At 71.4% G+C, this 9,810-nt stretch carries 11 protein-coding genes; 4 read left to right on the top strand and 7 right to left on the bottom strand.

Going from position 1 to position 9,810, the window contains the following annotated elements:
- The coding region (nth, locus tag AB0G16_RS37585) for an endonuclease III (RefSeq protein ID WP_362815611.1) at positions 1-679 on the bottom strand (679 nt) is incomplete at its 3' end.
- Between the two features lie 45 nt (positions 680-724).
- On the opposite strand from nth, the gene AB0G16_RS37590 reads away from it, so the two are divergent.
- Positions 725-1,447: a Crp/Fnr family transcriptional regulator gene (locus AB0G16_RS37590; RefSeq protein ID WP_362815613.1), complete on the top strand. Its 723-nt coding sequence runs from the start codon at positions 725-727 to the stop codon at positions 1,445-1,447.
- A gap of 134 nt (positions 1,448-1,581) precedes the next feature.
- Here the strand turns inward: AB0G16_RS37590 and AB0G16_RS37595 are convergent, their stop codons facing one another.
- The 4 genes from AB0G16_RS37595 to AB0G16_RS37610 form a co-directional block, all read right to left on the bottom strand.
- Positions 1,582-2,379, bottom strand: coding sequence for an MBL fold metallo-hydrolase (locus AB0G16_RS37595; protein WP_362815615.1), 798 nt, complete (start codon positions 2,377-2,379; stop codon positions 1,582-1,584).
- Positions 2,376-3,212, bottom strand: a complete 837-nt coding sequence (locus tag AB0G16_RS37600; RefSeq protein WP_362815617.1) for an NUDIX hydrolase — start codon at positions 3,210-3,212, stop codon at positions 2,376-2,378. Before AB0G16_RS37600 ends, AB0G16_RS37595 begins: the two co-directional genes overlap by 4 nt.
- 123 nt (positions 3,213-3,335) lie before the next feature.
- Positions 3,336-3,794: a RidA family protein gene (locus AB0G16_RS37605; protein ID WP_362815618.1), complete on the bottom strand. Its 459-nt coding sequence runs from the start codon at positions 3,792-3,794 to the stop codon at positions 3,336-3,338.
- A complete protein-coding gene (locus AB0G16_RS37610; protein WP_012887236.1) occupies positions 3,791-3,946 on the bottom strand; it encodes a DUF4177 domain-containing protein in 156 nt (51 codons plus the stop codon). Before AB0G16_RS37610 ends, AB0G16_RS37605 begins: the two co-directional genes overlap by 4 nt.
- A 378-nt stretch (positions 3,947-4,324) precedes the next feature.
- Here AB0G16_RS37610 and AB0G16_RS37615 point away from each other — a divergent pair, with 378 nt between their 5' ends.
- Positions 4,325-5,329, top strand: coding sequence for an ArsA-related P-loop ATPase (locus AB0G16_RS37615; protein ID WP_362815620.1), 1,005 nt, complete (start codon positions 4,325-4,327; stop codon positions 5,327-5,329).
- Positions 5,326-6,453 carry an ArsA family ATPase gene (locus AB0G16_RS37620; protein WP_362815622.1) on the top strand — a complete coding sequence of 376 codons (1,128 nt, stop codon included), beginning with the start codon at positions 5,326-5,328 and terminating at the stop codon, positions 6,451-6,453. Before AB0G16_RS37615 ends, AB0G16_RS37620 begins: the two co-directional genes overlap by 4 nt.
- 174 nt (positions 6,454-6,627) lie before the next feature.
- Here the strand turns inward: AB0G16_RS37620 and AB0G16_RS37625 are convergent, their stop codons facing one another.
- Positions 6,628-6,924 (bottom strand): WhiB family transcriptional regulator, encoded by a 297-nt coding sequence (locus AB0G16_RS37625; RefSeq protein WP_012887233.1) that lies wholly within the window; start codon positions 6,922-6,924, stop codon positions 6,628-6,630.
- A 264-nt stretch (positions 6,925-7,188) separates the two neighbouring features.
- Between AB0G16_RS37625 and AB0G16_RS37630 the strand changes: the two genes are divergently transcribed.
- Entirely contained in the window at positions 7,189-9,450 is a 2,262-nt protein-coding gene (locus AB0G16_RS37630; protein ID WP_362815624.1) for a transglycosylase domain-containing protein, read from the top strand.
- A 188-nt stretch (positions 9,451-9,638) separates the two neighbouring features.
- Here the strand turns inward: AB0G16_RS37630 and AB0G16_RS37635 are convergent.
- A partial coding sequence (locus tag AB0G16_RS37635) for a GatB/YqeY domain-containing protein (protein WP_362815626.1) occupies positions 9,639-9,810 on the bottom strand: 172 nt, incomplete at its 5' end.

The raw sequence follows: 9,810 nt of genomic DNA on the forward strand, positions 1-9,810 counted from the left end.
CCGGATCGATCGGGCCGAGGCCGTACGAGGGGCAGAGCGCGGCGAGCGGGCAGACGCCGCAGGCGGGCGTGCGGGCGTGACAGACGCGGCGGCCGTGCCAGATCAGCCGGTGGGACATCATCGTCCAGTCCCGCTTGGGGATCAGGCCGGCGACCACGTGCTCGATCTTCACCGGGTCGGTCTCGGCGGTCCACCGGAACCGGTGCACCAGCCGCTGGAAGTGGGTGTCGACGGTGATGCCGGGCACTCCGAACGCGTTCCCGAGCAGGACGTTGGCCGTCTTGCGGCCGACCCCGGGCAGGGTGACCAGATCCTTGAGCCGCCCCGGCACCTCGCCGCCGAAGCGCTCGCAGACGGCCTGGGCCATGCCGATGATGCTGTTGGTCTTGGCCCGGAAGAAGCCGGTGGATCGGATGATCTCTTCCATCTCGGCCCGGTCGGCGGCCGCGTACGCCTCCACGGTGAGATATTTCGCAAAAAGGGTAGGAGTAACCGTATTAACCCTTTTGTCCGTGCACTGCGCGGAAAGGATCGTCGCGACCAGCAGTTCGAGAGGGGTGGTGAAGTCGAGCTCGCAGTGGGCGTCCGGGTAGGTCTCACCCAGGATCCGGTCCATTCGCCGAGCTCGGCGTACCAGGGCGAGCCGGGATTCCTCTACGGGGCTGACGTCGCGGAGCACCCCGACAGCCTACGCTCCAGGCCCCCTGAAGGGGCGCACGGTGGGATGGGTCACAATGACTGCGTGAGCCGTGAAACAGGAGGCACCGTGAACTCCGACGAAGTGCTGGGCAAGGCCCCTCTGTTCGCCGCGCTCGACCGTGAGAGCGCCGCGGCGCTGCGCACGAGCATCACCGAGGTCGAACTTTCCAAGGGGCAGACCCTCTTCAGTGAGAACCAGACCGGTGACCGCCTCTACGTGGTGCTCGAAGGGAAGATCAAGCTTTCCCGTACCGCGCCCGACGGCAGGGAGAACCTGCTCAGCGTGCTCGGTCCGAGCGAGATGTTCGGCGAACTGTCCCTGTTCGACCCCCGCCCCCGTACGGCGTCCGCCACCGCGCTGACCGACGTGCGACTGGCCGGGCTCGGGCACGACGACCTGCGTCCCTGGCTGACCGGCCGCCCCGAGGTGGCCCTGCACCTGCTGCGCGCCCTGGCCCAGCGCCTGCGCCGCACCAACGACGTGCTGGCCGACCTCGTCTTCACCGACGTGCCCGGCCGGGTCGCCAAGGCCCTGCTCGACCTGGCCGAGCGCTTCGGCCAGCGGATCGACGACGGCGTGCGGGTCCACCACGACCTCACCCAGGAGGAGCTGGCCCAGCTGGTCGGCGCCTCCCGGGAGACGGTGAACAAGGCGCTGGCCGACTTCGCCCAGCGCGGCTGGCTGCGCATCGAGGCCAAGGCCGTGGTGATCATGGATCTGGAGCGGCTGCACAACCGCTCGCGCTGACCGGCCCCCGCCCGGAGGCCCCGGAAGCCCCGGAAATCCCGAAGCCCTGGAAGCCCCGAAAACGTCCCGGGAGCACGCCCTCCGGGAAAAGGACCGTTCCCGGGGCCCTCCGGGCGGGAGCCGTGCCGAGTCCCTCAGCCGTCCAGGTAGGCCATCTGGGCGCGGACCGACATCTCGGCCGCGGGCCAGAGCGACCCGTCCACGTCCGCGTACACGATCTCGACGATCTCCCGGGACGTCGTCGCCCCCCGCCGCCTGGCCTCCCGGATCTGGTCCAGCCTCCGGCGCCGGTGCGCGATGTACCCGTCGAGCGCGCCGATCGGGTCGGGCAGCACCGGGCCGTGGCCGGGCAGCAGCGCCTCGGCCCCGGCCCGCTCGGCCCTGTCGCGCAGCAGGTCGAGGGAGCGCAGGTAGTCGGCCAGGTCGCCGTCGGGGGCGATGACCGTGGTGCCCCGGCCCAGCACGGTGTCGCCGGTGAGGATCGCCCGGTCCTCGGGCAGCCAGAAGCACAGGGAGTCGAACGAGTGACCGGGGGTGGCCAGCACGCGCAGCTCCACGTCCCCGGCCGTGACCACGTCGCCGTCGCCGAGCCCCTCCTCGCCCAGCCGGTACGCCGGGTCGAGGGCCCTGACGGGCGCGCCGGCCAGCCGGGCGAACGCCGCGGCGCCGCCGCTGTGGTCGGGGTGCCCGTGGGTGAGAAGGATCGCGGCCACCCGGCGGCCCTCCAGGTGGGCGGCGACCCGTGCGAGGTGCCCGTCGTCGTCCGGACCGGGGTCGACGACCAGCACCTCCTCGCCGAGGCCCACCACCCAGGTGTTGGTGCCGTCCAGCGTCATCTCGGACGGGTTCGGGGCGAGCAGGTTGAGGGCGTGGGCCGTACCGGCCCCGTCGGGCCCCTCGCCCCCGTCCAGGGGGATCCTCAGCCCGCTCACGGGGCGCCGAACCGGTAGTCGTCGTCGAGCACGATGCGCGTCTCCCCGTCCACCTGGGCGATCCTGGGCATGATGGTCACGATCTCACGGTCGGCCGCGAGCACCTCGGGCACCTTCTCGTAGGCGCCGAGCTCGGTGAGCGTGCGGTGGGTCGGGGGCATCAGGAAGATCTCGCCCGTCCGCGCCCGGTCGAGCGCGTCGGCGGGCCTGAGCCAGGCGACCTGGTCGGCCTCGCCGCCGACGTCGCGGGTGCGCTGGCCGGGCGGGAGCGCCGCGACGAAGAAGCGGGTGTCGAAGCGCCTGGTCTCGACCTCCGGGGTGATCCAGTGGGCCCAGGGGCGGAGCAGGTCGGAACGCAGGACCAGCTCTCGCCTGTCCAGGAAGTCGGCGAAGGACAGGCTCTTGCCGATCAGGGCCAGCCGGTCGGCCTCCCAGTCGTCGCCGGTGGTGTCGGCCACCACCGACTCCGCGGACGGGCCGGCGAGCAGCACCCCCGACTCCTCGAACGTCTCCCGTACGGCGGCGCACACCAGCCCCCGGGCCGTCCGCCCGTCCGCCCGGAAGATCTCCCCCCAGGCCTCGGGGGAGGGACCGGACCAGGCGATCGCGTGATCGGTGTCGCGCGGGTCGACCGAGCCCCCGGGGAAGACGTAGGCGCCCGCGGCGAAGGCCATGCTCGCCTTGCGCCGCAGCAGGTAGACCTCCACCCCGCCGGCGTCCTCGCGGAGGACGACGACGGTCGCGGCGTCCCTCGCCGGGGCCGGGGCGATCCGTCCGGCCAGGATGTCACGCGCTCGCTCGCCCAACTCACCAGGAAGCGGGATACCGCCCATTGAGACCCTCCACCAGAACACTGCTCGGTTTCAGGGTCCATCATGTGGTACGGCACCGCTCCGGACAATCACGAGCCCGCCCGGCCCCTTCCGGCTTCCGAAGGGGCCGGGTCCCGGGTGTCCTCAGCGGACCTCGGCGATCACCTCGACCTCCACCGGCGCGTCCAGCGGGAGCACCGCGACCCCCACCGCGCTGCGGGCGTGCCTGCCCGCGTCGCCGAACACCTCGGCGAACAGCTCGCTGGCGCCGTTGAGGACCTTCGGCTGCCCGGTGAAGTCCGGGGCGCTGGCCACGAAACCGGTCACCTTGACGATCCGTACGACGTTCGACAGCCCTCCGGCCGCCGAGGCGATCGCGGCCAGGGCGTTGAGCGCGCAGATCCTCGCCAGGTCGTGGGCGGCCTCGGCCCCGACCTCGGCGCCGACCTTGCCGGTCGCCCTCAGCTCGCCGTTCACCATCGGGAGCTGTCCCGAGGTGTAGACGTGGTCGCCCGACCGCGTCGCCGGGACGTACGCCGCCAGTGGCGGGACCACCTCGGGCAGGGTCAGGCCGAGTTCGGCCAGCCGGTCCTCCGGCGTCACTGCTTGGGCCGCTTCAGGTAGGCGACCAGCTGCTCCGGGTTGGGGCCCGGCACGACCTGCACGAGCTCCCAGCCGTCCTGGCCCCAGTTGTCGAGAATCTGCTTCGTCGCGTGGACCAGCAGCGGCACCGTCGAGTACTCCCATTTCGTCATGCGGGACACATTAGCGAGACCGCCCCCGCCCGGCGGCCCGTCACCGCCCGTCACCGCCCGCCCGCACCCTCCCCGCCGCCGGCCGGGCGGGGCCCGCGGTTGTGAGAATCCGCATATTTACTTTCCCCGCCGGATCGATTAGCCGCCTGGCCGCATCCGCCACGCAACGCCACGCGCCGTCCGCCGGGCCGTCCCCCCGGCGGCGCGGAGGGCCCGCGGGGCCGCGCTGACCAGGGAAGGCGACGGCGAGGGGCTTCCGCCACGTCCACGGGCGGGCCACCGCGCCCTCCCTCTCCCGGCAGGACGGCCCCCCTCCGGGGAACCCCTGAAGGAAGGCCGCGGCGAGTTGTCAAGGGGGCGTTGGGTAGCCTTCGAAAGGTGAGAGCTCGCGACACCGACTGGGACGGCGTACGCCTCCACGTCGTCACCGGCAAGGGCGGCACCGGGAAGACCACGGTGGCCGCCGCGCTCGCGCTCGCCCTCGCGGCGGGCGGCCGCAAGGTCCTGCTGGTCGAGGTCGAGGGCCGCCAGGGGATCTCCCGGGTCTTCGACCTGCCCCCGCTGCCGTACGAGGAACGCAAGATCGCCGTCGCGCCGGGCGGCGGGGACGTCTACGCGCTGGCCATCGACCCCGAAGAGGCCATGCTCGAGTACCTCGAGATGTTCTACGGCATGCGCAGGGCCGGGAAGGCGCTCACCAAGATGGGCGTCGTCGACTTCGCGACCACCATCGCCCCCGGTTTCCGCGACGTGCTGGTCACCGGCAAGACCAGCGAGGCCGTCCGCCGCAAGGACAGGAACGGCAAAAGGGTCTACGACGCGGTCGTGCTGGACGCCCCGCCCACCGGCCGGGTCGCCCGCTTCCTGAACGTCACCAACGAGGTCGCCGGGCTGGCAAGGGTCGGCCCGATCAAGAACCACGCCGACCTGGTGAACGGGGTCGTGTCCTCCCCCGAGACCGCGGTGCACTTCGTCACGCTTCTTGAGGAGATGCCGGTCCAGGAGACCCTGGACGGCCTGCGCGAGCTCCGCGAGGCCGACCTCCCCGCCGGGGGGATCTTCATCAACATGGTCCGCGAGTCGCTGCTGCCCGAGGCCGTGCTGGACGCCGCGGCCGAGGGCAGGTTCGACCCGGCCGAGCTGGCGCTCGGGCTGAAGGCGGCCGGGCTCACCGACGGCGGTTCCGCCGCGGTCGCGGTGGCCGAGGCCCTCACCGAGGAGATCGCCGAGCACGCCCGCCGCACCGAGCTGGAACGGCAGGAGAGGCTCTCGCTGGAGAGGTCCGCCCGCCCCCGCTACGAGCTGACGCTGCTGTCCGACGGGGTGGACCTGTCGGGCCTGTACGAGCTGGCGGAATCGATGCGCACCCAGGGAGCAGCGTGAAGAAGCCACCGGTTCTCGACCTCGACGCGATCGTCGACGACCCGGACACCCGGATCGTCGTCTGCTGCGGCTCCGGCGGCGTCGGCAAGACCACCACCGCCGCCGCCCTGGGGCTGCGCGCGGCCGAACGCGGCCGTTCGGCCGTGGTGCTCACGGTCGACCCCGCGCGGCGGCTGGCGCAGTCGATGGGCCTCACCGAGCTCGACAACACCCCCAGACCGGTCGCGGACGTGCGGGGCGACGGCCGGCTGCACGCCATGATGCTCGACATGAAGCGGACCTTCGACGAGATCATCGAGGCGCACGCCGACCCCGAGCGGGCCCGGCAGATCCTGACGAACCCCTTCTACCAGTCCCTGTCCTCCAGCTTCGCCGGCACCCAGGAGTACATGGCGATGGAGAAGCTGGGCCAGCTCCGCCGGTCGGGCGAGTGGGATCTGATCATCGTCGACACCCCGCCGTCCCGTTCGGCGCTCGACTTCCTGGACGCCCCCGAGCGGCTCGGCCGCTTCCTCGACGGACGGCTCATCCGGGTGCTCACGGCCCCGGCCAAGGCCGGGGGACGCAGCGCGTTCAAGCTGCTCAACGCGGGGTTCGGCATCGTCGCCGGGGCGCTGACCAAGCTGCTGGGCGCGCAGGTGCTGAAGGACCTGCAGACGTTCGTCTCCGCGCTGGACGCTGTCTTCGGCGGGTTCCGGGCACGGGCCGAGCAGACCTACCGGCTGCTGCAGGCCCCGGGGACGGCGTTCGTCGTCGTGGCCTCACCCGAACGCGACGCGATGCGCGAGGCGTCCTACTTCGTGGAGAGGCTGGCCGCCGAGCGCATGCCGCTGGCGGGCCTCGTGGTCAACCGGGTGCACCGCTCACCGGCCGCCGTCCTGTCCGGGGCGCGGAGCACCGCCGCCGCCGAGGACCTGGAGTCGCGCGGCGAGCACGAACTCACCTCCGCCGTCCTGCGGCTGCACGCCGGCCGGATGCAGCTGGCCGCGCGCGAGCAGCGCGAGCAGGAGCACTTCGTCTCCGCCCATCCCACGGTGCCGGTCGCGCGGGTCCCCGCCATGGCGCAGGACGTGCACGACCTGGAGGGCCTGCGCGAGGTGGGCCGGCTGCTGGCCGCCCAGTAACCCGGTCCGGCGGCCCGGTCCGACGTTCGGCGGTCCTCCCGGCCCGACGTTCGGCGGTCCTCGGCCCGACGCCGGACGGGCGACCGGAGGTCCGGCCGCCCGACACGTATCACCGTCCCCGGACATGCGTGTACGGCTGGCGCCCGGCGCCAGCCGTACGGGATCGGCGCGAACTCAGCCGGCGATCAGCTCGTTCGTTCGCTCGTACTCTTCTTTGGCCAACTCCAGCAGGTCACGCCAGGAGTCGACATCCGGTCGCCGGCGCAGCAGCGCTCGACGTTCGCGCTCGGTCATCCCGCCCCACACCCCGAACTCGATGCGGTTGTCCAGCGCATCGGCGAGGCACTCGGTCCGGACCGGGCATCCTCGGCAGATCAGCTTTGCTCGGTTCTGGGCAGCACCCTGAACGAACAAAGCGTCAGGATCCGCACCCTTACAGGCCGCACGGGAGGTCCAATCCGTGATCCACATTCGACCCCACTCCCCTTAGGTGGTCAGTCGTGACTTGGGCCGACGGGCGCGGGCGTCGGGCCTCGGTATTCAATTGCTGCAGAAAGAGAACGTACGCAACCAGACGTTCGGGCCGACAGACCCCGGCGGGACCAAATTCTCACATGGTCATCCACGGCCATCTGGCCGGGAATGACTAGTCACCCGCCTGCGATACCGGGAGAAGTCATCTCAAAAGGGTGTTCCGTTACCGTTTGGAGCATCAGCCCGACGTACTCTTGACCTGTGCAAGCTGAAGGCAAAGATCAGGGCTCGGTGTTCCGCAAGATCGGCGGCGTGCTGAAACTCGTCGCGGCGGCGACGATCACCGGCGTGCTGGCCGCCGCCGTGGCACTTCCGGCGGTCGGTGGCGCGGGGATGACGGTCAACGCCGCCACCAACGAGCTGCGGCTTCTCCCCGAACCGCTCAAGGAACCCCCCCTGGCGGAGAAGACCACCCTGCTCGACGCGGACGGCAAGCAGTTCGCCCAGTTCTACTTCCAGAACCGTGAGTCGGTGAAGATCGACGAGGTCTCCGACATCATGAAGACCGCGATCGTGGCGATCGAGGACGACCGGTTCTACGACCACGGCGCGATCGACCTGGAGGGCACCTTCCGGGCCGCGGTGAGGAACGTCTCGGGCGGCGGGGTCGTCCAGGGCGGCTCCTCGATCACCCAGCAGTACGTCAAGCTCGTTCTGGTCAACGCCGCCGAGACCAAGGAGAAAAGGGACGCCGCGCAGGCGCAGACCATCTCCAGAAAGCTCAACGAGCTGCGCTACGCCCTGTACGCCGAGGAGAAGTACACCAAGGCGGAGATCCTCGAGCGATACCTGAACATCTCCTACTACGGCGCGGGCGCCTACGGCATCCAGGCCGCGGCCAAGCGCTTCTTCGGCAAGCCCGCCTCCAAGCTCAACCTCTGGGAGTCGGCCACCCTCGCCGGGGCCGTGCAGAACCCGAGCGTGACCGACCCCGACGCCGGCAAGGCCGCCCGCGACCGGCTGCTGGAGCGGCGCAACACCGTGCTGAACCGGATGGCCGAGCTCGGCAAGATCACCCCGCAGGAGGCCGAGGAGGCCAAGAAGAAGAAGCTCGGCTTCAAGGACGTCGAGGCCCCCGGCGGCTGCCAGGAGAGCAGGTACCCCTACTTCTGCCTGTACGTGCAGCACGAGATCGCGCTCAACGAGGACTTCGGCAAGACCCCCAAGGAGCGCGAGAAGCTCCTCCAGCGGGGCGGCCTGACGATCACCACCACGCTCGACACCAAGGCGCAGAAGGCCGCGGAGAAGGCGATCAAGAACTACGTCAAGGCCAGCGACAAGCCGGTCGCCGCGCAGGCGATGGTCGTCCCCGGCACCGGGGCCGTCAAGGCGATGGCCGCCAGCCGCAAGTACGGCACCAAGAAGAAGAAGAACGAGATCAGCTACAACCTGGTCGGCGACCGGGACCACGCGGGCGGCGCCGGCTTCCAGGCGGGCTCCACCTTCAAGCCCTTCACCCTGCTGACCGCCCTGGACCAGGGCATGAAGCTGAACGACGGCTTCGCCACCGGGGACGGCTACACCGCCTCCGGCTACAGCGCGTTCCGCAACTGCAAGGGCGAGCCGGTCGGCGACCCCGGCCACACGGTCCACAACTCCAGCGAGAGCAGCGGCGGCTTCAAGACCCTGACCACCGGCACCCTGGGCTCGGTGAACACCTTCTTCCTCCGCCTGGAGCAGGAGGTCGGCCTCTGCGAGACGGTCAAGATGGCCAAGAGCCTCGGCATCAAGCGCGCCGACGGCGCGAAGCTGCGGGAGGTCGAGACCTTCACGCTCGGCGCCAACGAGATGGACCCGGTGACGGTCTCCAACGCCTACGCGACGATCGCCGCCCGCGGCGCCTACTGCGCGCCGATGGTGATCACCGAGAGCGTCGACCGAGACGGCAAGAAGACGTCGTACAAGCCCAAGTGCAAGCAGGTCCTCGACGAGGAGGTCGCCGACGCGGCGGCCCACATCATGTCCGGGGTCTTCACCAAGGGCACGATGACCGAGGTCGGCGGCATCGGCCGGCCGGCGGCGGGCAAGACCGGCACCACCGACGGCTACACCGCCGCCTGGTTCGCCGGCTTCACCCCCGACCTCGCCTCCGCCGTCAGCCTCGGCGACCCGCGCGGCGCCTTCAAGTACGACCTGACCAACGTGACCATCGGCGGCCGCTACTACGGCCACGTCTACGGCGCCTCGATCTCCGGACGGATCTGGAAGGAGTCGATGCTCGGCGCGCTCAAGGGCGTCAAGGCGACCTCGTTCACCCCGGTGAACATGGAGCGCTTCGGCGGCTGCTCCGGCCGGTGCGCGCCCAAGCCCCCGCCGGAGCCCGACCGCGGCGGCGGCGACGACCGGGGCGGCGACCGCGGTGGTGACCGGGGCGGCGACCGGGGCGGCGACGACGGCGGCGAGGTCGGACGGGACATCAACGACGGCGCCCCGACCGGTCCCGACGACTGGGGCAACTGGTAGGACGGGACGTTCCCGGGAGTCCGTTCCCCGTGAACACGGGCCCTCCCGCCCGGCCCCCTCAGGGGTCCCGGCGGGAGGGCCCCCTCACGTCCGGTCCTCAAGGAGCCCGGCGGGGGTCCTCCCACGCACGGTCCCCCGGGGAACCCGGCGGGGGTCCTCCCACGTCCGGGACCGGGACCGGTCCGATGTCAGGAGGACGCCAGGCGGGCCCGCACGGCCTGCGCGACCCGGCCGCCCTCGGCGCGTCCGGCGACCTTCGGGTTCACGACCTTCATCACCTGGCCCATGGCCTGCGGCCCGGTGGCACCGCTCTCGGCGACGGCCTCCTCCACCAGCGCGGCGAGCTCCTCGTCGGAGAGC

The sequence above is a fragment of the Streptosporangium sp. NPDC023615 genome, from assembly GCF_040640155.1.
Taxonomy (GTDB): Bacteria; Actinomycetota; Actinomycetes; order Streptosporangiales; family Streptosporangiaceae; genus Streptosporangium.

What these genes read in the sequence shown, in the direction of transcription:
- AB0G16_RS37590 (WP_362815613.1), top strand. Translation starts at nt 725, where the DNA reads ATGGGTCACAATGACTGCGTGAGCCGTGAAACAGGAGGCACCGTGAAC.
- AB0G16_RS37600 (WP_362815617.1), bottom strand. Translation starts at nt 3,212, where the DNA reads ATGGGCGGTATCCCGCTTCCTGGTGAGTTGGGCGAGCGAGCGCGTGAC.
- AB0G16_RS37610 (WP_012887236.1), bottom strand. Translation starts at nt 3,946, where the DNA reads ATGACGAAATGGGAGTACTCGACGGTGCCGCTGCTGGTCCACGCGACG.
- AB0G16_RS37625 (WP_012887233.1), bottom strand. Translation starts at nt 6,924, where the DNA reads ATGTGGATCACGGATTGGACCTCCCGTGCGGCCTGTAAGGGTGCGGAT.